Source organism: Streptomyces sp. NPDC055013 (assembly GCF_053608645.1).
In genome coordinates, this window is record NZ_JBSGVW010000006.1 from 91,922 (window position 1) to 114,240 (window position 22,319).

A 22,319-nucleotide genomic window follows, 5' to 3' on the forward strand; every position below is an offset into this window, starting at 1 on the left:
GACGAATCGGCCCTCCCGCGCCGGGAGTCTGGAAGCGACCCAGACACTCGACCCGGAGGGAGGCCCGTCTCATGGGGGCCGCAAGGAGTAGTACGCGACGGCGGCGGGCCGTTCCCTGGCTCGTGCTCGGGCTGTGGATCGCGGTGCTGGCGCTGGCGTCGCCGTTCGCGTCGAAGCTGGCGGATGTGCAGCGGGACCGTGCCGTCGACTATCTGCCGGCGAGCGCCGACTCCACGCAGGTGGCGAAGATCGAGGACCGGCTGCCGGGTGGCGAGGCCACCGAGATGGTCGTCGTCTATCACCGGGACGGCGGGCTGAGCGCGGGGGACAGGGCGACCGCCGCCGAACAGATCGAGCGGATCGCGGGGGCCCACCGGCTCACCGGGAAACCCGAAGGCATTCCGTCCCAGGACGGCACCACCCTGATGTACCCAATCGCCAGCACCGAGCCGGGGCAGGACGAGGAAGCCCGGGACGCACTGGTCAACTCAGTGCGGGACATCGCGCAGGACAGCGACGGGCTGAACGTCGACGTCGGCGGGACGGGCGCGCTCGCCACCGATGCGAACGAGGTCTACGACTCGCTCGACGGACCCCTGCTGTACACCACGGCCGCCGTGGTCGCGCTGCTGCTGATCCTCATCTACCGCAGCCCGTTCCTGTGGCTCGTCCCGCTCGCCGTCGCGGGCATGGCCGACTATCTGTCGATGGGCGTCGCCTACGGCCTCAACCAGGGGTTCGGCACGTCCGTTTCCGGCCAGAGCTCCGGGATCATGACGATCCTGGTGTTCGGGGCGGGCACCGACTACGCACTGCTGCTCGTCTCCCGGTACCGGGAAGAACTACGGCGGATCGAGCGGCCGTACGACGCCATGGCCGCCGCGCTCAAGGGCTGCGGGCCCGCCGTGCTCGCCTCCTCCGGCACCGTCGCCGCCGGACTGCTGTGCCTGCTCGCCGCCGACCTCAACTCCAGCAGGGGCATGGGCCCGCTCGGCACCGTCGGCGTGCTGTGCGCACTGGCCGCGATGCTGACCCTGCTGCCCGCGATCCTCGTGCTGCTCGGCCGGCGCGTGTTCTGGCCGCTCGTGCCCCGCTACGGCAGCACACCCAAGGCCCGCCGGTCCCTGTTCACGGCGATGGGCAGCTCCGCAGGACGCCGGCCCCTGACCGTCCTCGCGGGCGGCGCGGTCCTGCTCGGCGCGCTCGCGCTCGGCGCCCTGAACCTGCCCGGCAACCTCAAGCAGGAGGACTCGTTCACCAGCAAGCCCGACGCGGTCGCCGCCATGGAGACGCTCGCCGAGGCCTACCCCGAGCGCGGCACCCAGCCCATCACCGTCATCACGCGGGAGGGCCGCGCCGCCGAGACGCTCGCGTCGATCCGCGGCACCGACGGCGTCGACAGCGCGCAGGAAGGCCGTACCGGAAACGGCTGGACGGAGATCTCCGTCCTCGCCACCGCGGCACCCCAGTCCGCCGGGGAGACCGCCACCATCGAGGCCCTGCGCGACAAGCTCGACGGCTCCTACGTCGGCGGGCCCAGCGCCGAGCAGATCGACCTGAAGGACACCAACGCCCGCGACCGCCTGGTCGTCGTACCGATCGTGCTGCTGTCCGTGCTGCTGATCCTCGTCGCCCTGCTGCGCTCGCTCGTCGCGCCGCTGATCCTGGTGGCGGCCGTGGTCGCCGTGTGGGGCGCGGCGCTCGGCATCGGCGGGCTCGTCTTCGAGCCGCTCCTCGGCTTCGAGGGCACGGACCCCGGGCTTGGACTGCTCTCCTTCGTGTTCCTGGTGGCCCTCGGCGTCGACTACGGCATCTTCCTGATGCACCGGATGCGCGAGGAGTGCCTGAACGGCGCCGAACCGGCGTCGGCCGCGCTCACCGCGCTGCGCACCACGGGCGGCGTCATCGCCTCCGCCGGGCTCGTCCTCGCCGCCACCTTCGCGGTGCTCACCAGCATGCCGCTCGTCCCACTCGTCGAGCTGGGCTTCGTCATCGCCGTCGGCGTGCTGCTGGACACCTTCCTGGTCCGCACCTACCTGGTCACCAGCGCGAGCGTGGCACTGAGGCGCAGGATGTGGTGGCCGGGCCCCCTCTCCCGCGCACCCGAGGGGCCCCGACCGCCGGCCCCGCCGAAGGAACCGGAGCCCGTGGCCGTCTCCGTGTCCTGACCGACCGGCGCCCCTCCCTCCCGGAGGGGCGCCCCCGTCCCGGAAGATGAACTCCGTGCAGGCAACCACGAAGGCGGCGCGGTCCCGCCCCGGCGAGCGGATCATGGCGGCGATCAACCGCGCCCCCCTCACCGCCCCGCACCGCACACGCAACGACGCGCTGCTGGCCGTGGCCTGGGCCGTTCTCGCCACCGCCATGGCCCTGCTCGGCCACGAGGAAATGCGCCCCGACGCGCTCGGCTGGACCCTGCTGCTCGCCGCCCACGTGCCCCTGGTCTGGCGGCGCCACCGGCCGCTGCTGGTCCTGCTGGCGGTGATGGTCTGCATCGCCCCGTACCACGCCCTGGAGAACAACCACGCCGCGCCCATCTTTGCGACCATGGTGGTGCTGTACACGGTCGCGGCGACCGGCACGGTACGTCGCACGCTGCTCAGCGGCGCCGCCGCCCTCGGCGTGACACTGATCCTCAACGCCCTCACCAACCCCGACGGGACGGTGGAGATCCTGCGGATCTCCGGCTGGGTCTTCGCGTTCCTGTTCTGCGGCATCGACGTCCGCTACTACCGCCAGTACGTCGCCGCCATCGTCGAACGCGCCGAGCGTGCCGAACGAACCCGCGAGGAGGAGGCCCGCCGCCGGGTAGCCGAGGAACGCCTGCGCATCGCCCGCGACCTGCACGACCTGCTCGCCCACAGCATCACGCTCATCGGCGTGCAGACATCGGTGGCCGCGCACGTGCTGGCCGCCGACCCCGAGCGGCTGAACCGCGAGGCGATCGCCAAGTCGCTCGACGACATCGCCGGGACCTGCCGCACGGCGCGCGGCGAGCTGCGTACGACGCTGGACCTCCTGCGCGAGCAGGGCGCGGTGGGCGAGGCACGCGGCCCGCTGCCCGGCATCGACGGGCTGCCGGACCTGGTGGCGGCGGCGCGGTTGGCCGGTGCGCGGGTGGCGTCGGAGGTGCGGGTTCGGGAGGCGCCGCCCGCCGTCGGGGCGGCCGCGTACCGGATCGTGCAGGAAGCGCTGACGAACGTCGTACGGCACGCAGGGCCCGAGCCCGCCGTACGGGTGGAGCTGTACGAGGAGCAGGGCGCCCTGCGCGTGTCGGTGACCGACGACGGGAGGCGCCCCGCCCCAGGCTCCACCACATCCGTCCCCGGCTACGGCCTCGTCGGCATGCGGGAGCGGGCCCGCAGCGTGGGTGGCACACTCGACGCCGGACCGGGCGACGAGGGGGGATTCCGGGTGAGCGCCGTACTGCCTGTCGGAAGCGACGGGGGAGGACAGAGATGATCCGCGTCCTGCTCGCGGACGACCAGACGCTCGTGCGGGAGGCGTTCGCCATGCTGGTCGAGTCGGCCCCCGACATGGAGGTCGTCGGCCAGGCGGCCACCGGCCGGGAGGCCGCGGAACTGGCCCGTGGCACCCGCGCCGACCTCGTCGTGATGGACATCCGCATGCCCGACCTCGACGGCATCGAGGCGACCCGCCTGATCGCGGCCGACGAGGACCTGGCCGGGGTGCGGGTGCTGGTCCTCACCACCTACGACACCGACGAGAACATCGTGGACGCGCTGCGCGCCGGCGCCTCGGGATTCCTCGTCAAGGACACCCGCCCGGCCGAACTCCTCGACGCCATCCGCACGGTGGCCGCGGGCGAGGCGCTCCTGTCACCGGGGCCGACCGCACGGCTGATCGAGCGGTTCCTGCGCAGCCCTTCCGCGCCCACCGCCGGCGGACCCGATTGCCTGTCCGAACGTGAACGCGAAGTGCTGACGCTGGTCGCCCGCGGGCTCAACAACACGGAAATCGCGGAAGCATTGGGGCTCAGCCCGCTGACGGCGAAGACACACGTCAGCCGCATCATGGGGAAGCTGGGCGCCCGCGACCGGGCGCAGTTGGTCATCGTGGCCTATGAGTCAGGGATGGTGACACCGGGGATCCTGTGACGGACAGGGCAATGTCTGACCCTCCGTCAAGGGAGCTCGATGACCATCCTGAGGCGCTCACTCAGTCGTACATACCTAGTCACCGCAGTACTCCTGACCACCCCTCTGGTCGCGACCGGCAACGCCTCGGCGGGGGAAGCCGGCTGCACGTCCTCCGTGCCGTACGTCTCGGGCGAGGGCGGCTACGACACCTACCGCATCCCGGCGACGATCACGACCCCGCGCGGCACGGTCCTGGCCTTCGCCGAGGGCCGGCACGACGGGGCGGGCGACACCGGCGACATCGATGTCGTCCTCAGACGCTCCCTCGACGGCGGCTGCACCTGGGGTCCGCAGGCCGTGGTCGCCTCGGGGGACGGGGACACCCGGGGCAACCCGGCCCCCGTGGTGGACCCGCGCACCGGCGCGGTCGTGCTGGTCACCTCCTACAACAGCGGGGACGTGACGGAGGCGCAGATCATGCGGGGCGAGGCTACGCCGGAGCAGAGCCGGCGGGTGTTCGTCCAGCGGAGCGCGGACGACGGCCGCCACTTCTCGTCCCCGCGGGACATCACGGGCCAGGTGAAGCCGTCGAACTGGCGCTGGTACGCCACCGGGCCCGGACACGCCATCGCGCTGCGGCGCGGTCCGCATGCGGGGCGGCTGGTCGTCGCGTCGAACCACTCGGCTGCGCCGGCGCCGGGGTCCGGGGACACCGGGCAGGAGTCCAAGTACTACGGCGCCCACGCCATCTACAGCGACGACGGCGGGCGTTCCTGGCGGATGGGTTTCGTCGACGACTCGTACGACGGTTTCAGCAACGCGAACGAGTCCACCGCGGCCGAACTCCCCGACGGCAGGCTGTACTTCAACTCCCGGGACCAGAACGGCACGAGTGCGGGGAACCGGCTCGACAGTCACTCCAGTGACGGCGGTGAGACGCTGGACCGGCCGTACACGGTTCAGCCGGCGTTGAACGAGGTGCCGGTAGTGGAGGGAAGTGTCCTCCAACTCGCGGGTTCTCGCGGTGCGTTGCTGTTCTCCGGCCCCTCCGTGCCCACCGTGCGCCAATCGATGGCTGTGTGGCGGAGTACGGATGGTGGGGCGACCTTCACGAAGGCGCTGACGCTGTCTCAGCGGCGGGCGGCGTACTCGGATCTGGTGCCGTTGGGGCGGCGGGTGGTTGGGATTCTGTACGAGACGGGGGTGGCGGGGACGTACGAGACGATCGAGTTCCGCAGGTTGCCGACGGCTGACCTGGAGTAGGTTCCGGCGCCGGTCCAGGCATTTCAGCCCGTCCGGTGGTGCCCCCTCTGGGGGAGTTTGAGGACGAGGCCGTTCAGGCCGAAGCTGGGGGCGGCAGCCCCCAGGGACGGGGCGGGTAGGGGCGGCGGGGGCGAAAATCCCCCTAAAGCAACCCCGCCCCCGCCAAGAACTTCCCCACCCGCTCAACCTCCTCCGTCGACAACGCCACCTGCGGCTCCGCCGTGGCCGCGCAGTCGATGACCCCCCGCAGCTGCAGCGCCGCCTTGAAGGCCCCCAACGCCGACGAACTGCCCCCCATCCGCCCGGGATCCCCGACCGTCACCATCCCGAACAGCCCGCACAACCGCTCCTGCTCGGCCCGGGCCGACTCCCGGTCCCCGGCCCGGCACAGCTCGAAGAGCCGCACGTACCCCCGCGGGTCGACGTTCGCGAGCCCCGGCACCGCCCCGTCCGCCCCCACCGCAAGCGCGGCGTCGGCGATGAGTTCGGAGCCGGTCAGGACGCTGAAGCCGGTGATGTCGGACCGGGTGCGGGCGCCGATGACGACCTCGCGGAAGGTGGCGAGGTCGCCGCTGGAGTCCTTGAGGCCGGCCAGGGCGCCCTCGGCGGCCAGGTCGAGGATCACCTCGGCGGGGAGTTTGACGTGGACGGCGGCCGGGAGGTCGTACGCCACCACCGGGACGGGGCACGCGGCCGCGATCAGGCGGTAGTGGCGGGCGATCTCGGCGGGGTGGGTCCGGGCGTAGAAGGGCGCCGTGGCGACCACCGCGTCCGCACCCGCCCGAGTGACCTCGCGTACGTGATCCAGCACCCTCGGCGTGGTCATGTCGATCACTCCGGCCAGCACCGGGAGCCGGCCCCCGACGTGCCCGGCCACCGCCTCCACCACCACCCGGCGCTGCCCGTCCGTCAGATACGCCACCTCCGACGTCGAGCCGAGCACGAACAGGCCGTGCACCCCGGCCTCCACCAGGTGGTCGACCAGCCTGAGCAGGGACGGGACGTCCACCTCGCGGTCCGGTGTCAGGGGCGTGCAGACGGGCGGGATGACACCGGTGAGCGGGGTGGGGATCATGATCAAGGCTCCCTGGAACTGTGGCTCTGTCGTACGAGGTCGCGCGTGGCCTCGCCCTCCTCCACCGGATGGTGGCACCTGTAACGGTGCTCGGGCGTTGACGCGGCCGAGAAGTCCGGCATCGCCTCGGCGCACACCTCGTCCGCCTTCCAGCATCGCGTCCGGAAGGGGCACCCGCTCGGCGGCCGTGTCGCGGAGGGGACCGGGCCGACCAGAGGGATCGGGTCGATGGGGTCGAGCAGGCCGGGGGTCGCGGAGAAGAGGGCGCGGGTGTACGGGTGCCGGGAGCCGTCGGTGACCCCGGTCGCGCGGGCCTCCTCCACGATCCGGCCCAGGTACATCGTGATCACGCGGTCGCTCATCCGGCGTACCGTCTGGATGTCGTGCGAGACGAAGACCAGGGCGAGGCCCAGCCGCTCCTTCAGGTCGAGGAGGAGGTTCAGGATCTGGGCCCGCACCGAGACGTCCAGCGCGCTCGTCGGCTCGTCCGCCACCACCAGGTCGGGGTCCAGGGCCAGTGCGCGGGCGATGGCCACGCGTTGGCGCTGGCCGCCGGAGAGCTGGCCGGGAAGGGCGTCCGTCAGGGCGCGCGGGAGGCCGACCAAGGACATCAGCTCCCTGACCCGGTCCTCGCGCTCGCTCCTCGTGCCCCGGTCGTGCACGTCCATCGGGTCCCGCAGTATCTGCCGGACCGTCAGGCGCCTGTTCAGTGCCGTCGACGGGTCCTGGAAGATCATCCCGATGCCGGCGCCCACCGCCGTCCTGCGCTCGGCCGGCGACATCGTCCACAGGTCGCGTCCCCGCAGGGCCACCGTGCCCGACGTCGGGCGCTGCACTCCCACCAGGACCTTCGCCAGCGTCGACTTGCCGCACCCCGACTCGCCGACCACGCCCACCGTCTCGCCGGGCGCGATGACGAGATCGGCGCCGGTCAGGGCGTACACCTTGTCCCGGGTGAACAGCCCGCCGCTGCGGGCCCTGTGCACGACGTGCGCGTCCGAGAGCTCCACCAGCGCGTTCACTGCACGACCCCGCTTTCCGAGCGGTCTGTCGGCGCCAGCACGATCGCCGGGTGATGGCAGGCCGCCGTGTGCGTGGCCGTCCCGACCAGGTCGGGCGGCGTCGTCCGGCACACCTCGCTCGCCAGCGGGCAGCGGTCCGCGAAACGGCAGCCCGCCGGGAAGTCGGCGGGGGAGGGGACGACGCCCTTGATCTGCGTCATCCGCTCCTGTGCCGACTCGAGCGACAGCACGCTGCCGAGCAGGCCCCGCGTGTAGTGATGCGCCGGCGCCTCCACCAGGTCGGCGGTCACGCCGGTCTCGACGATCTGGCCGCCGTACATCACGACCACCCGGTCGGTGACGTCCGCGATCAGCGCGAGGTCGTGCGAGACGAGGATCAGGGCGAAGCCCAGTTCCTCTCGCAGCCTCAGCAGCAGCTCTATGATCTGCGCCTGCACGGTGACGTCCAGGGCGGTCGTCGGCTCGTCGGCGACGATCAGCTTGGGGTCGCGGGACAGGGCCATGGCGATCAGGACGCGCTGGCGCTGGCCGCCGGAGAGTTCGTGCGGGTAGCTGCGCAGGGTGCGGTCGGGGTCGAGGCCGACCAGCCCCAGGAGTTCGTGGGGACTGCGGTGGCCTCCGCGGCGTACGACCTGCTTGAGCTGGGAGCGGATCGTCATCGCCGGGTTCAGGGAGGACAGGGCGTCCTGGTAGATCATCGCCATCTCGTGGCCCAGCAGCTTGCGGCGCACCCGCATCGGCTCGCCCACCAACTGCCGCTGGTTGAAACGGACATGGCCGCGCACCCGGGCGCCCTTCGGCTCCAGGCCCATCACCGCGAGGGCGGTGAGCGACTTGCCGCAGCCCGACTCGCCGACCAGCCCCAGCACCTCACCCGGCTGCACCTCGAAGCTGATGCCGTCGACGATGTCCACGCCGCTGTGCCGGCCCTCGAACCCGATCGCCAGGTGCTCCACCGCGAGCACCGGCAGCTGCCCCTGGGGCAACGGCCGTGCCCGTGCCCGCAGCCGCGCCGCCGCCTCCGTCAGCCCCGGCAGCTGCAGCACCTCACCGCTGCCCGGCTCCGGTGCCTCGAGGCGGTCGTCGTGCTTGCGTACGTCGACCTCGCGGGCCGTGGGCGCCGCCCAGGCGTCCGACACGCCCTCGGAGAGGATGTTCAGCGACAGCACCGTCACCAGCATCAGCAGGCCGGGGAAGACGGTCGCCCACCAGCCGCCGGTGAGCACCATGTTCTTGCCGTCGGCGATGACGCTGCCCCAGGAGGGGTCGGGGGGACGGACGCCGGCCCCGATGAAGGACAGCGACGCCTCGAAGACGATCGCCTCCGCCACCTGGACCGTGCAGAACACCAGCACCGGGGCGGCGCAGTTGATCGCCACGTGCTTGATGACGATGTGCGGGGTGCGGGCGCCGATGACCCGTTCCGCCGTCACATAGTCCTCGCCGTACTGGTCGAGGACGTTCGCCCGGACGACGCGGGCCACCGGCGGTGTGAACAGGAACGCGATCGCGCAGATCAGGACGGTGATCCCGCCGCCGAAGACCGCGACGAGCACGGCGGCCAGCGCGATGCCCGGGAACGCCATCACCACGTCCAGGCAGCGCATCAGCGTCTCGTCGACCGCCTTGCGGGAGGTGGCCGCGATCGCGCCGATCAGGGCACCCACGACGAGCGCCAGCCCGGTCGCGCCGAGCCCGATCGCGAGCGACCAGCGGGCGCCGTACATCAGCCGGCTGAGGATGTCCCGGCCGAGGCTGTCCTGGCCCATCCAGTGCTCGGCGGACGGATGCCCGGTGCCGTCGATCGGCGGCTGCTGGTCGAGCGGGTCGTGCGGGGCGAGGACCGGGGCGAGCAGGGCGGTGAGGACCACGATCGCCAGGAAGCAGACGGCGACCTTCGACAGCAGCGGCAGCTTGCGCCAGCCGCGCAGCCGGATGCCGGGCTGGGACAGCGCCTCGGCGAGACGCTTGCGGTTGAACGTCATGTCGCCTCCCGCAGGCGCGGGTTGACCAGCAGGTACAGGATGTCGATGACGAGGTTGACGACCACGAAGCCGGTCGCCGTGGTGAGGACGACGCCCTGGACGACGGCCGGGTCACCGTTCTTCACGGCGTCGATCATCAGCTTCCCCATGCCGGGGAGGGAGAAGATCGTCTCGATGACGACCGCACCGCCCAGCAGATAGCCGACGCGCAGACCGAGGACGGTCAGCGGATTGATGAGCGCGTTGCGGAGCACGTTCCGGCCCACGACCACCCGCGGCGGCAGCCCGCTGCCGATCGCCGTGCGGACGTAGTCCTTGTCCAGCTCCTCCACCACCGACGTCCGCACGATCCGCGTCAGCTGCGCCGCCACCGGCAGCGAGAGGGCGAGAGCCGGGAGGGTCATGGTCTTGAGCCAGCCCGTGAAGGAGTCCGCCGGGTTGATGTAGCCGCCGGTCGGGAACCAGCCGAGGTCGACGGCCAGGTACTGGATCATCAGCAGCGCCAGCCAGAAGCCGGGGGCGGCCACACCGGTGAGGGAGACGACCCGGATGATCTGGTCGGGGAGACGGTCGCGGTAGATGGCGGCCGTCACGCCGCCGACCAGGGACAGGACGACCGCGATGCCGAGGCCCAGGAAGGTGAGCTGGAGGGTCAGCGGCAGCGCGGTCATGACCTGGTCGACGACCGGCGCGCGGGTCAGGGCGCTGATGCCCATGTCGCCGTGGAGCAGGTCGCCGATGAAGGCGACGTAGCGGACGGGGAGGGGATCGAGCAGGCCGTTCTCCTCGCGGAAGTCGTGCAGTTGCTGGGCGGTGGGGTTCGCGCCCTGGAAGAACGCGGACGCCGGGTCGACGTCCGAGAACCGCATCACCAGGAACACGAACAGCACGATGCCCAGCATCAGCGGCACGAGCAGCGCGACGCGGCGGGCCAGGATCCTTACGACGGTGATCACAGAAGGGCTCCTAGGCCCACTTGGCCTGGAGGAGGTTGATGCCGGGGTACGGCTGTGCCCTTATCCCGGTGAGCTGCTCGGGGTTCCAGGCCGTCATCAGCTCGTTGTGGACGACCGGGTAGAGCACGGCCTGCTCGGCGACGACGTCGATGTAGTCCTGCACGATCGTCTTCTTCTTCTCGGCGTCCGGCTCCCGGGTCGCCCGGTCCATGTCCTTGAAGAGCGCCTTGGCGATCGAGTTGTCGGCCCACCGCGTGTACTGCATCCACAGGTTCTCGGGGCCGTAGTTGTAGTGCATGATCAGGTCGGCGTCGAGGCCGAACTGGTTGGGGTTCGAGGCTGCGGCGACCACCTGGTAGTCCTGCTTCTGGTCCATCTTGGTGAAGACGGCCGTCGTCTCCTGCGGGGAGAGGGTGGTCTTGACGCCGATCGCGTCCCAGGACGCCTTGATGGTCGGCAGGCAGTCCACGATCCAGCTCACGTTGACGGCCAGGATCTCGATCTTCAGCCCGCTGACCCCGGCCTCCTTCAGCAGCGCCTTCGCCTTGTCGGGGTCGTAGTCGTAGACGCTCTTCGCGCGCCGGTAGCTGGGGTTGGCCTCGTTGAGGAAGGACGACGCCGGCTTCCCGTGCCCCTTGAGGGCGACCTCGATCATCTTCCCGGTGTCGATGGCGTAGTGCAGCGCCTGGCGGACGCGTACGTCGTCGAAGGGCTTGTGCTTGGTGTTGAACATCAGGAAGAGGTTGTTCATCCCGGCGCCGCCCGCCACCGTCAGCCCGCCGCCCTCCAACTGCCCGATGTTGGCGTACGGGATGTTGTCGGCGATCTGCGCACCGGCACTGGCGCCGGAGATCCTGGCCACGCGCGGCGCCGCGTCCACGATCGTCAGCCAGTTCATCTTCTTGAAGGCGGCCTTGCGCGGGCCGTTGTAGTCGGGATACGCCTCGAAGGTGGTGTTGGACTTCGGGTGGTGCGCGGTCTGCCGGTACGGCCCCGAGCCGATCGCCTTGCCCGCGATGGCGTCCTCCCAGCCGCCCGGCTGGGAGAAGACGTGCTTCGGCATGATCTTGGCCAGGGTCAGCCGTGAAATCCCGTCCGGGAAGGGGAACTTGAGGACCAGCTCGACGTTCTGCGCGTCGATCTTGCGGACTTCCTTCAGCCAGCTCGCGAAGAAGCCCTTGGCGAGGGTCTGGGTCTTCGGGTCGAGGATCCGGTCGAAGACGAAGACGACGTCGTCGGCCGTGACCGGCTTGCCGTCGTGGAACTTCGCGCCCGCGCGCAGGGTGAACTTCCAGGTCGTGGCGTTCGGGTCGGCCGGCACCTGGGTCGCGAGCGCGGCGTACGGCTCCCGCGAGATCGGGTCGGTGTCCAGCAGCCCCTCGTAGATGTGGTTGTTGGCGGCCATGCAGAAGGCGGACGCGGTCTGGGTCGGGTCCCAGCTGCCGTCGTTGCCGTAGCCGATGACCGCCGTCAGCGTCCGGTTCCTGCCACCGCCCCCGCCGGTCTCGTTCGTGGACTGGGGCCCCGACGAACAGGCCGACAGCGACGCGGAGACGGCGGCGGCCGCGCTCAGCGCACCGGTGTACTTCAGGAACGACCGGCGGTGCAGCGCCGGCACGTCGTGGGTCACGTCGCGCACGGGTCCTCCAGCGGTGGGTTGTGTGAGGAGATACGACGTCCTACGTCCTGACGGTCAGCGCGACCATAGGTGGGGTGCTGGGGGCGGTCAAGGGATCTCACACGAATGGCGCATCTGCCACAGGTCGGACCAATGGCGCTGTGAAATGGCGCGAGTTGACCCCCCGTCAGAGGCGGTTCGGGCAGACATGGGACGTGGGACGTCCGGGTGCGCGTACGATGCGCCGCATGCCCGGGCAGCCCAGGAACAGCCGTACGTCCGAGGAGTCCAGGAACAGCCGGATCCAGCGGCAGGTCATGCAGCTGATCATCGACCGCAGGCTCCAGGCGGGCGCGCTGCTGCCCACGGAGGCCGAGCTGATGGAGGACCTCGGCGTCAGCCGCAACTCCGTCCGTGAGGCGCTCAAGGCGCTCCAGGCCCTCGACATCGTGGAGATCCGGCACGGCTACGGGACGTATGTCGGCCAGGCCTCGCTCACTCCGCTGATCGACGGTCTGACGTTTCGCACGCTCGCCCGGCACGACCACGACGACCCGGGGGCGCTGGCGGAGATCCTTCAGGTGCGGGAGGTGCTGGAGGAGGGGCTGATCCGGCGGGTGGCGGCGACGGTGACGGAGGCCGAGCTGGACCGGCTGGAGGCGGTCGTGGCGCGGATGGAGGTGGCCGGGCGGGCGGGGCGCGCCTTTCCCGACCTGGACCGCGAGTTCCACGAGCTGTTGTACGCGTCGCTCGGCAATGACCTGGTGCCGCAGCTGCTTGCCGCGTTCTGGACGGTCTTCCGGCGGGTGTCCGGCGCCCGCGGCCACACCGACGACCCCTCACCCGACGTCACGGCCGGCCGGCACCGGGACATCGTGACGGCGCTGCGGGCCCGTGATGTGGAGGGGGCGCAGCGGGCGATGGCGGTGCATTTCCGGGGGATCGCGGCGCGGGCGGGGCAGGGGCTTTTCCCGCCCCCGCCGCCCCTGCCCTTGCCGTCCCTGGGGGCTGCGCCCCCAGACCCCCCTACGGCCTGAACGGCCTCGTCCTCAAACGCCGGACGGGCTGGATTTGCCGGGTGCGCTGAGAATCATCCTGACCGGTCAGGAATCGAGAAGCGCCCGCACCTGCGCGCCGCTAGCGTGACCGCCATGGACATCAGCATTCACGCCAGTTTTCTCCCGCACGACGACCCCGAGGCCTCCCTCGCCTTCTACCGCGACGCGCTCGGTTTCGAGGTCCGTACCGATGTCGGTCAGGACAAGATGCGCTGGATCACGGTCGGCCCCGCCGGCCAGCCCGGTACGTCCATCCTCCTCGCGCCCCCCACCGCCGACCCCGGCATCACCGAGGACGAGCGCCGTGTCATCGCCGAGATGATGGCCAAAGGCACCTACGGCTGGATCCTGCTCGCCACCTCGAACGTCGACGACACTTTCGAGAAGGTGCAGGCCAGCGGCGCCGAGGTCGTCCAGGAGCCGACCGACCAGCCGTACGGCATCCGCGACTGCGCGTTCCGCGACCCGGCGGGCAACCTGATCCGTATCCAGGAGCGGGGCTGAGACCCAGCCCGGCCCCGCCACCACCCCCGCCGTTGCCGGCCGCGTTCCCGACCGAGTTGCAGATGGAGACTTCACGATGACCGAGCCGCACGTTGCCGACAGCCACGACCTGATCCGCGTGCACGGCGCGCGCGAGAACAACCTCAAGGACGTCAGCATCGAGATTCCGAAGCGCCGCCTGACGGTGTTCACCGGTGTCTCCGGCTCGGGCAAGAGCTCGCTGGTGTTCGACACGATCGCCGCCGAGTCGCAGCGGCTGATCAACGAGACCTACAGCGCGTTCCTGCAGGGCTTCATGCCCAACAACGCGAGGCCCGAGGTCGACGTCCTCGACGGGCTGACCACCGCGATCACCGTCGACCAGCAGCGCATGGGCTCCGACCCCCGCTCCACCGTCGGCACCGCCACCGACGCCAACGCGATGCTGCGCATCCTCTTCAGCCGGCTCGGCAAGCCGCACATCGGCCCGCCCGCCGCGTACTCCTTCAACGTCGCCTCGGTCTCCGCGAGCGGCGGGTTCACGATCGACCGGGGTGCCGACAAGACGAAGACCGAGAAGGTCAGCTTCAGCCGCACGGGCGGCATGTGCACGCACTGCGAGGGCCGGGGCACGGTCTCCGACATCGACCTCACGCAGCTGTTCGACGACTCGAAGTCGCTCTCCGAGGACCCGTTCACCATCCCCACCTACACCGGGGACGGCTGGGTGGTCCGGGTCATCGCCGAGTCGGGGTTCTTCGACAAGGAGAAGCCGATCCGGAAGTACACCAAGAAGGAGCGGCACGACTTCCTCTACCGCGAGCCGACCAAGGTCAAGATCAACGGGGTCAACCTCACCTATGAAGGACTGATCCCGAAGCTCCAGAAGACCTTCCTGTCCAAGGACCGCGAGTCGATGCAGCCGCACATCCGGGCCTTCGTGGACCGGGCGGTCACCTTCGCCCGGTGCCCCGACTGCGACGGCACCCGCCTCAGCGAGCTGGCCCGCTCCTCGAAGATCGGCAAGATCAACATCGCCGACGCCTGTGCCATGGAGATCCGTGACCTGGCCGAATGGGCCCGCGGGCTCAAGGAGCCGTCGGTGGCGCCGTTGCTCGCCAAGCTCCGGCACACCCTGGACTCGTTCGTGGAGATCGGCCTCGGCTACCTCTCGCTCGACCGCGCCTCCGGCACCCTCTCCGGCGGCGAGGCGCAGCGCACCAAGATGATCCGTCACCTCGGCTCCTCGCTCACCGACGTCACGTACGTCTTCGACGAGCCGACGATCGGCCTGCACCCGCACGACATCCAGCGCATGAACAACCTGCTCCTGCGCCTGCGGGACAAGGGCAACACCGTGCTGGTCGTCGAGCACAAGCCGGAGACCATCGCCATCGCCGACCACGTCGTCGACCTCGGCCCCGGCGCCGGTACGGCGGGCGGCACCGTGTGCTTCGAGGGCACGCTGGAGGGGCTGCGCAAGAGCGACACCGTCACCGGGCGGCATCTCGACGACCGGGCCACCCTGAAGGACACGGTCCGCAAGCCCACCGGCACGCTCCCGATCCGCGGCGCCGGCGCGAACAACCTCCAGGACGTCGACGTCGACATCCCGCTCGGCGTGCTGACCGTCGTCACCGGCGTCGCCGGCTCCGGCAAGAGCTCTCTCGTGCACGGCTCGATCCCCTCCGACGAGGGCGTGGTGTCGGTCGACCAGACCCCGATCCGCGGCTCCAGGCGCAGCAACCCGGCGACGTACACCGGAGTGGCCGACCCGATCCGCAAGGCCTTCGCCAAGGCCAACGGTGTGAAGCCGGCCCTGTTCAGCGCCAACTCCGAGGGCGCCTGCCCCACCTGCAACGGCGCCGGTGTCATCTACACCGACCTGGCGATCATGCAGAGCGTCGCCACCACCTGCGAGGACTGCGAGGGCAAGCGGTTCGACGCCTCGGTGCTGGAGTACCACCTCGGCGGCCGCGACATCAGTGAGGTGCTGGCGATGTCGGTGACCGACGCCGAGGAGTTCTTCCGCGCGGGCGAGGCGCGGATCCCCGCCGCGCACAAGATCGTCGAGCGGATGGCGGACGTCGGCCTCGGCTACCTCACCCTCGGCCAGCCGCTGACCACGCTGTCCGGCGGTGAGCGGCAGCGGCTGAAGCTGGCCACGCACATGGGGGACAAGGGCGGCGTCTACGTCCTCGACGAGCCGACCACCGGCCTCCACCTCGCCGACGTCCAGCAGCTCCTCGGCCTGCTCGACCGGCTCGTCGACTCCGGCAAGTCCGTCATCGTGATCGAGCACCACCAGGCCGTCATGGCCCACGCCGACTGGATCATCGACCTCGGCCCCGGCGCCGGTCACGACGGTGGCCGGATCGTCTTCGAGGGCACCCCCGCCGACCTCGTCGCCGACGGCTCCACCCTCACGGGCGAGCACCTCGCGGCCTACGTCGGCGGCTGACCCGCGATGTGCTTCTGGACGGGCCGGGACCTGGCCCGCGAGAATGTGGGTGTGCGATCCAACTCGACGTCCGAGGAACAGCGGCTGCGGAACCTCGCGCTGCTGCGCCGGGTCCGTGACCGGATGGACCGGGAGTACGCCCAGCCGCTGGACGTCGAGGCGCTCGCGCGCGGCGTGCACATGTCGGCCGGGCACCTCAGCCGAGAATTCAAGCTCGCCTATGGCGAGTCGCCGTACGGCTACCTGATGACGCGGCGGATCGAGCGCGCGATGGCGCTGCTGCGCCGCGGCGACCTCAGTGTCACCGAGGTCTGCTTCGAGGTCGGCTGCTCGTCGCTGGGCACCTTCAGCACGCGCTTCACGGAGCTGGTCGGCATGACGCCCAGCGCCTACCGGCGGCAGGCGGCGGACGCTACGGCGGGGATTCCGTCGTGCGTGGCGAAACAGGTGACCAGGCCGCTGCGGAACCGGGAAGTGCCGTTCGGCCGGGCGGCGGCGGTCGCCGGCAAGGCGCCGGTCGGCAGCTCGGCGCAGCCGCAGGCATCGTGACGTCCCGGGGGCGCCGTCCCCGGGACGGCGCCCCCGGCTTGTCACCCGCACCAGTGCGACGACTCAGGTGAGCGCCTGAGCCAGCAGCCTGGCCGACTCGGCGACCAGGGCGTCGTCCCACTCCGCGTCCCGGTCGGGCTTCGTGGACAGGACGGCGAGGACGAGGGGGGTGCCCTCGGGGGTCCAGGCGAGGCCGACGTTGTTGGTGGTGCCGTAGGAACCCGAACCCGTCTTGTCGGCGATCGTCCAGGTCGGGGGCAGGCCCGCGCGGAAGCGTTTGCCGCTGGTCGTGTTGCTCAGCAGCCAGTGCGTGAGGAGCTCGCGGTCGGCGCGGTTCAGGGCGTCGTCGCCGAGGACCAGACGGGCGTAGGTGCGGCCGATCGCGCGCGGGCTCGTGGTGTCCGTGACCCGCCACGGCTCGGCCGAGTTCAGCTCCGGCTCCCAGCGGTCGAGGCGCGTCACCGGGTCGCCGAGGGAGCGGGCGAAGCGGGTGACGGCGGTGGGGCCGCCCAGTTCGCGCAGCAGGAGGTTGGCGGCGCCGTTGTCGCTGTAGGTGATGGCGACCTCGCACAGTTCGGCGACCGTCATCCCCGTGGCGAGGTTCTCCCTGGTTTTGTCGGAGCCCTCCTTCGGCAGGTCGGCCTCCGTGTAGTGGATGCGGTGGCGCAGGAACTCGCCGTCGCGGTCGAGGTCGCGCACGACGGCCGCGGACGACAGGGTCTTGAACACCGAGCACATCGGGAAGAGCTCGTCGGCGCGGTGCCGGACGGTCCGCCTGGTGGCCACGTTGTGCCCGAACACGCCCAGGCGGGCGCCGTGTTGCCGCTCCAGCGCGCGCAGGCGGCCGGTCACGTCGGTGCCGCCGGTGGCGTGGGCCGGGGTGCTCGGGAGGAGGGCTGCCGCGGTGGCGGTGGTGCCGGCCGTGAGGAGGGTGCGTCGGGTCATCGGGGACTTGGCGGAGACTCGGATCTTGCTCTCCTTCGCTCGTGGGTCGTCGACGATCTCTTCATTGATCGACGCCGCCCGTCATCCCTTGGTTGCGGCGCCGTAGACCATCGGCCGACGGCGCGCCCGGCCCGCGCTCGCCACAGTGGCCGTATGGAGAACACCAAGGGGATCAGCAGGGCACGGTTTCTGGCGGGGGCGGCGGCCGTCGGACTGGCGGGAGCAGCACTGCCCGCCGGGCGGGCCGCGGCGACCGGGCGAGGGCACGGGCACCGGGGGCTGAAGCACCGGGGCGTCGTCTACACCGTCGGCGCCGGCGAGACACCCGGCACCGCGTGGAGCGCCGCCCGGATGCGCAGGGACGTCCGGGCGATCCGCGACGACCTGCACGCCGACACCATCGACGTCACCGGCGACGGCGTCGAGCGCCTCACCGCCACGGCCGCCGAGGCCGCCGAGCGCGGGCTGCACGTCTGGCTCCAGCCGACTCTCGGCGATGTGCCGGAGCGGGAGATCCTGGACTCGATCGCCGAGTGCGGCCGGTTCGCGGAGCGGCTGCGCCGGCAGGGCGCGAGCGTCGACTTCAGTGTGGGCTGCGAGTTCTGGCTGTTCGTGCCGGGGATCGTCCCCGGCGCGACGGTCCTGGAGCGCGTCGACAACCTCCAAAAGGGCAATGTCGACATGGCGAGGATGCAGCGCCGCCTGGCCCGCTTCACCGCGAAGGCCGCCGCCGTCGGCCGCTCCGTCTTCCACGGCCGGCTCAGCTATGCCGCCGCGCAGGACGAGGAGTTCGAACCGGTCGACTGGAACCTCTTCGACGTCGTCGGCATCGACTACTACTCGTTCTTCACCCAACCGGCCGACTACGTCCGGGAGTTGCGCCGCCATCTGCGCTGGGGCAAGCCCCTGGCCATCACCGAGTTCGGCACGTGCGCGTACGTCGGGGCGCCCGAGGCGGGCGGCATGGGCTGGGACATCGTCGACTACACGAAGGAGCCCAACGAGATCAAGGGCGACCTGGTGCGCAGCGAGCGCACCCAGGCCGCCTACCTGGTCGATCTGCTGGAGGTCTTCGAGTCGATGGGGCTGTACGCGGCGATGGCCTTCGAGTTCGTCACCGCGGACGCACCGCACCGCGCCGACAACCCGCGCTACGACCTCGACCTGGCGAGCTACGGCATCACCAAGGCCATCAAGGACCGCCCCGACGACCCGTCCTCGGGCTGGCACTGGGAACCGAAGGAGGCGTTCCACGCGCTGGCCCGCCAGTACGGCCGGCGGGCGGGGACCGGCCGCCGGGGTGACCATGGCTGAGGAGGTGCGTGCATGGACTGGACCCTTGAGCTGATCGGTGTGCCGGTCACCGACCTGGACCGGGCCAAGAGCTTCTACAAGGACAGGTGCGGTTTCCGCGTCGACATCGACGCGCCGTTCTACAACGGCGCCCGCTTCGTCCAGCTCACCCCGCCCGGTTCCCGCTGCTCCATCGTGCTGGAGTCCGGCACGCCGGGCGCGCCGGGCCGGTCCCGGATGGCGCCCGGTTCCCTCCAGGGGCTTCAGCTGTGCGTCACGGACATCGAGGCGGCGAGGGCGGAGCTGGTGGAGCGCGGGATCGACGTGAGCCCGGTGACGCATGTGGGCGCGTCCGGCTGGGCGGAGGGCCGGGGCGAGGAGAGCTGGACCTCCTTCCTCTTCTTCCAGGACCCGGACGGCAACGGCTGGGCGGTACAGGAGTCCCCGGCACCCCTGACCGAACGCTGACCTACTCGCAGTACGTGTCCCGGGCCGGCCGCTCGCCGGTCGCCAGGAAGCGGGAGACGGCGGCGTCGCCGCACGCGTTGCCGTTGTTCAGGTAGGCGTCATGGCCGGTGGAGTCGTTGACCACCATGACGGCCCGCCGGCCGTAGGCCTCCCGCAGCTTCAGGGCACCGCTCAGCGGTGTGGCCACGTCCCGTTCGTTCTGGATCATCAGGACGTTCGACGGCCCGCGGTCCGTCACCCGCAGCGGCGCCTCACGCGGCTGCCACGGCCACGCGGTGCACGGCAGGGCGTTGCGCGGCATGCCCGCGGTGAGCGGGTACTTCGCCCGGCTCTCGGCGACGCCCTTCTCGTACACGGCTGCCGACCTGGGCCACGCGGCGTCGTTGCAGATCGTCCCGGCGCCGACCGCCATGTAGTTCTGCAGCGCCGTCTGTGGCGGGCTCGGCGGCGCCGGCGGCAGCGTGCCCTTCTCCGCGGCCAGCATCAGCTTCGCCAGGACCGGGTAGTCGTCGGGGTCGTAGAGGCTGTTCAGCATGGTCGCGCGCAGCACGTTGCCGCTCAGCTCCGCCGGGTTGGCGCCGGGCCAGGGGAGCGGCTCGCGGTCCAGGCGGGCGGCGAGGGCGAGGAAGCGCGAGCGCACCCGGGCCGGGGTGTCGGCGACACGGTCCGGATTGCCGGGCCGGGACGCCCACTTGGCGAACTCGGGGAAGTTGTCCTCGACGCCCACCTCGAACGCCCGGAGCCAGGCGCGCTCCGCCGCCACGGGGTCGGGGTTGTCGCTGCTGTCCAGCACGATCCGGTCGGTGCGCTGCGGGAACAGCTCGGTGAAGGCGGCGCCGATGTAGGTGCCGTAGGAGACGCCCCAGGCGGACAGCTTGCGCTCGCCGAGAGCGGCCCGGATGCGGTCGACGTCCCGGGCGTTGTTGAGCGTGCTGATGTGCTTGATCAGCTCGCCGCCGTTACGGGCGCAGGCGTCTCCCAGGCGCCGGCCCATCGCCAGGTTCTCGGTGACGGAGCCGTCGGTGGCGGGCCAGGGCAGCCGCTTGTCCACGGCCAGGTCGGCGTTGTCGACGTCACAGCTGACCGGTGTGGAGGGCGCGTTGCCGCGCGGTGCGAACCCGATCAGGTCGTAGGCGTCCCGCACCTTCTGCGGCATCCGCTGCCCCACGTCCGAGGGGTGGCCGAGGCTGTCCCCGCCCGGCCCGCCGGGGATCATCAGCAGCGCGCCCCGGCGGGCGGCCGGGTTCTCGCTCCGGATGCGGGAGACGGCGATGTCGATCTTCGGCCCGCCGGGGTCGGCGTAGTCCATCGGGACGGCGAGGGTCGCGCACTGCTGGCGCGGATCGAGCCCCTCGCCCTCGCACTTGGTCCACTTCAGCGGCGTGGGCGAGCCGGTGGCGTTCGCGGTCAGCGGGGTGACGAGCCCGAAGACGACTCCGGAGGCGGCTGCGATCAGGGCGGCGCTCTTCGTGATCTGCTTCATGCTCAGCAGCCTGACGGACCTTCACGGAGCGTCACATCCGGGCAACTCCCGGATCTTCCCTGGGGATTACCCCCATACGTCCGCTACGGCGATTCTTTCCGATCATCGGATCGTTGGTCTGGTTGTGCCGTTGGCTGACGCGCAGTGGGCACGGACAGAACCGTTGTTGCCGGACCGAACGCCGAAGCGGGGCGGGTGCTGGCGCTGACCACGTTTGACCGGGACCGTGACCAGGCCGAACGAGATAGCTCCGGACCAGATCGATCGGGGCATGACAGACCTCCGCAGCCACCCCGAGCACCACAAGTCACGTCCGCCACGCATACGCGCACAACCTGGGCGCGCACCGTGGAGTCACGGCTAGCACACAGAGTCCGCAGCAGGCTTCGTTGCAACTTTCACTACTGGTTCAGGGCGGCTCGCTCCCCCCTCCGGGCGGCAGGCACGCCAAAACTGCTGCTAGCGGGCAAGGCAGCCGGCTCATGGGCGAAAGCTCACTCTGTCTGTCCCCGCCAATAGAGCAAACTATTCCAGGTGATGATGGTGTCAGGGTGATGGAACCCCAATACTCGCTCGACGTCGGCCAGCAGAGCTTCCAGGGCGCTTGCTGCGGCGGCCGCGTCTCCGGCTTGTCCCCACCAGCGGGCAAGATTATGCCGGGTGGCCAGGGTGCCGCGGTGGTCCGGGCCCTGCACTCGCACCCGGTCGCGCAGCAGTTCCTCCAAAATAGCTACTGCGGCGGCCGCGTCTCCGGCTTCCCCGCACCAGTGGGCAAGCTCGTGCCGGATGGTCAGAGTACTGGGGTGGTCTGGTCCCAGCACTCGCACGCGGTCGGCCAGCAGTTCCTTGAAGGCGGCTGCGGCACCCGTCGCGTCTCCCGCCTTCCCCCGCCAATAGGCGAGATTGTGCCGGACGGTGAGCGTGTCGGGATGGTCTGGTCCCAGCACTCGTACCCGGTCGGGCAGCAGTTCTTCAAAGGCGGCTGCGGCGCCCGCTGCGTCTCCCGCCTCCCCCCGCCAATGGGCGAGATTGTGCCGGACGGTGAGCGTGTCGGGATGGTCTGGTCCCAGCACTCGTACCCGGTCGGGCAGCAGTTCCTCAAAGGCGGCTACTGCGGCGGCCGCGTCTCCGGCTTCCCCGCACCAGCGGGCGAGCTCGTGCCGGGTGGCCAGAGTGCTGGGGTGGTCCGGGCCCTGAACCCGTATCTGGTCGGGCAGCAGTTCCTCCAAGGCGGCTGCGGCACCCGCCGCATCTTCCGCCTCCCCCCGCCAATAGGCGAGCTCGTGCCGGGTGGCCAGAGTATTGGGGTGGTCCGGTCCCAGCACTCGTACCCGGTCGGGCAGCAGTTCTTCAAAGGCGGCTGCGGCACCCGTCGCGTCTCCCGCCTTCCCCCGCCAATAGGCGAGATTGTGCCGGACGGTGAGCGTGTCGGGATGGTCTGGTCCCTGCACTCGTACCCGGTCGGGCAGCAGTTCTTCAAAGGCGGCTGCGGCGCCCGCTGCGTCTCCCGTCTCCCCCCGCCAATAGGCAAGACTGTGCCGGGTGGCCAGAGTATTGGGG

Annotated in this window: 18 protein-coding genes; 10 read left to right on the forward strand and 8 right to left on the reverse strand. The window is 70.9% G+C overall.

The window, feature by feature from the left end; translation table 11 throughout:
- Positions 1 to 71: 71 nt before the first annotated feature.
- Genes ACWGDB_RS10165 through ACWGDB_RS10180 form a run of 4 tightly spaced genes read left to right on the forward strand, consistent with a single transcriptional unit; the run spans position 72 to position 5,363 of the window.
- Positions 72 to 2,168 (forward strand): MMPL family transporter, encoded by a 2,097-nt coding sequence (locus ACWGDB_RS10165; RefSeq protein ID WP_453822016.1) that lies wholly within the window; start codon positions 72 to 74, stop codon positions 2,166 to 2,168.
- Positions 2,169 to 2,214: 46 nt separating this feature from the next.
- Positions 2,215 to 3,462: a sensor histidine kinase gene (locus tag ACWGDB_RS10170; RefSeq protein WP_453822017.1), complete on the forward strand. Its 1,248-nt coding sequence runs from the start codon at positions 2,215 to 2,217 to the stop codon at positions 3,460 to 3,462.
- On the forward strand, positions 3,459 to 4,118 hold the full coding sequence (locus ACWGDB_RS10175; RefSeq protein WP_328881749.1) for a response regulator transcription factor: 660 nt from the start codon (positions 3,459 to 3,461) through the stop codon (positions 4,116 to 4,118). The genes ACWGDB_RS10170 and ACWGDB_RS10175 overlap by 4 nt, the downstream gene beginning before the upstream one ends.
- Positions 4,119 to 4,157: 39 nt before the next feature.
- Positions 4,158 to 5,363 carry a sialidase family protein gene (locus ACWGDB_RS10180; RefSeq protein WP_453822018.1) on the forward strand — a complete coding sequence of 402 codons (1,206 nt, stop codon included), beginning with the start codon at positions 4,158 to 4,160 and terminating at the stop codon, positions 5,361 to 5,363.
- A 142-nt stretch (positions 5,364 to 5,505) separates the two neighbouring features.
- Here the strand turns inward: ACWGDB_RS10180 and ACWGDB_RS10185 are convergent, their stop codons facing one another.
- Genes ACWGDB_RS10185 through ACWGDB_RS10205 form a run of 5 tightly spaced genes read right to left on the reverse strand, consistent with a single transcriptional unit; the run spans position 5,506 to position 12,040 of the window.
- Complete coding sequence (locus ACWGDB_RS10185) at positions 5,506 to 6,441, reverse strand: dihydrodipicolinate synthase family protein (RefSeq protein ID WP_453822174.1); 936 nt, start codon at positions 6,439 to 6,441, stop codon at positions 5,506 to 5,508.
- Positions 6,441 to 7,460 (reverse strand): oligopeptide/dipeptide ABC transporter ATP-binding protein, encoded by a 1,020-nt coding sequence (locus ACWGDB_RS10190; RefSeq protein ID WP_453822019.1) that lies wholly within the window; start codon positions 7,458 to 7,460, stop codon positions 6,441 to 6,443. The genes ACWGDB_RS10185 and ACWGDB_RS10190 overlap by 1 nt, the downstream gene beginning before the upstream one ends.
- Entirely contained in the window at positions 7,457 to 9,445 is a 1,989-nt protein-coding gene (locus ACWGDB_RS10195; protein ID WP_453822020.1) for a dipeptide/oligopeptide/nickel ABC transporter permease/ATP-binding protein, read from the reverse strand. The genes ACWGDB_RS10190 and ACWGDB_RS10195 overlap by 4 nt, the downstream gene beginning before the upstream one ends.
- Positions 9,442 to 10,401 (reverse strand): ABC transporter permease, encoded by a 960-nt coding sequence (locus ACWGDB_RS10200; RefSeq protein ID WP_453822021.1) that lies wholly within the window; start codon positions 10,399 to 10,401, stop codon positions 9,442 to 9,444. Before ACWGDB_RS10200 ends, ACWGDB_RS10195 begins: the two co-directional genes overlap by 4 nt.
- Positions 10,402 to 10,411: 10 nt before the next feature.
- Positions 10,412 to 12,040: an ABC transporter substrate-binding protein gene (locus ACWGDB_RS10205; RefSeq protein WP_453822022.1), complete on the reverse strand. Its 1,629-nt coding sequence runs from the start codon at positions 12,038 to 12,040 to the stop codon at positions 10,412 to 10,414.
- Between the two features lie 227 nt (positions 12,041 to 12,267).
- Between ACWGDB_RS10205 and ACWGDB_RS10210 the strand changes: the two genes are divergently transcribed.
- The 4 genes from ACWGDB_RS10210 (at position 12,268) to ACWGDB_RS10225 (ending at position 16,570) form a co-directional block, all read left to right on the forward strand.
- Positions 12,268 to 13,056, forward strand: a complete 789-nt coding sequence (locus ACWGDB_RS10210; RefSeq protein WP_453822023.1) for a FadR/GntR family transcriptional regulator — start codon at positions 12,268 to 12,270, stop codon at positions 13,054 to 13,056.
- A gap of 114 nt (positions 13,057 to 13,170) precedes the next feature.
- Complete coding sequence (locus tag ACWGDB_RS10215) at positions 13,171 to 13,581, forward strand: VOC family protein (protein WP_328427750.1); 411 nt, start codon at positions 13,171 to 13,173, stop codon at positions 13,579 to 13,581.
- A gap of 76 nt (positions 13,582 to 13,657) precedes the next feature.
- Positions 13,658 to 16,021, forward strand: a complete 2,364-nt coding sequence (locus tag ACWGDB_RS10220; protein WP_453822024.1) for an ATP-binding cassette domain-containing protein — start codon at positions 13,658 to 13,660, stop codon at positions 16,019 to 16,021.
- 123 nt (positions 16,022 to 16,144) lie between these two features.
- Positions 16,145 to 16,570 carry a helix-turn-helix transcriptional regulator gene (locus ACWGDB_RS10225; protein ID WP_453822175.1) on the forward strand — a complete coding sequence of 142 codons (426 nt, stop codon included), beginning with the start codon at positions 16,145 to 16,147 and terminating at the stop codon, positions 16,568 to 16,570.
- Between the two features lie 63 nt (positions 16,571 to 16,633).
- Here the strand turns inward: ACWGDB_RS10225 and bla are convergent, their stop codons facing one another.
- Positions 16,634 to 17,515: a class A beta-lactamase gene (gene bla / locus ACWGDB_RS10230; protein ID WP_453822025.1), complete on the reverse strand. Its 882-nt coding sequence runs from the start codon at positions 17,513 to 17,515 to the stop codon at positions 16,634 to 16,636.
- Between the two features lie 153 nt (positions 17,516 to 17,668).
- Between bla and ACWGDB_RS10235 the strand changes: the two genes are divergently transcribed.
- Both ACWGDB_RS10235 and ACWGDB_RS10240 read left to right on the forward strand, forming a co-directional pair.
- On the forward strand, positions 17,669 to 18,829 hold the full coding sequence (locus ACWGDB_RS10235; protein ID WP_453822026.1) for an abortive phage infection protein: 1,161 nt from the start codon (positions 17,669 to 17,671) through the stop codon (positions 18,827 to 18,829).
- A 12-nt stretch (positions 18,830 to 18,841) separates the two neighbouring features.
- On the forward strand, positions 18,842 to 19,276 hold the full coding sequence (locus tag ACWGDB_RS10240) for a VOC family protein (protein WP_453822027.1): 435 nt from the start codon (positions 18,842 to 18,844) through the stop codon (positions 19,274 to 19,276).
- Position 19,277: 1 nt separating this feature from the next.
- Here ACWGDB_RS10240 and ACWGDB_RS10245 read toward each other — a convergent pair whose 3' ends face one another.
- Together ACWGDB_RS10245 and ACWGDB_RS10250 are read right to left on the reverse strand one after the other, a co-directional pair.
- Entirely contained in the window at positions 19,278 to 20,759 is a 1,482-nt protein-coding gene (locus tag ACWGDB_RS10245) for an alpha/beta hydrolase (RefSeq protein WP_453822028.1), read from the reverse strand.
- A 494-nt stretch (positions 20,760 to 21,253) separates the two neighbouring features.
- The coding region (locus ACWGDB_RS10250) for a tetratricopeptide repeat protein (protein ID WP_453822029.1) at positions 21,254 to 22,319 on the reverse strand (1,066 nt) is incomplete at its 5' end.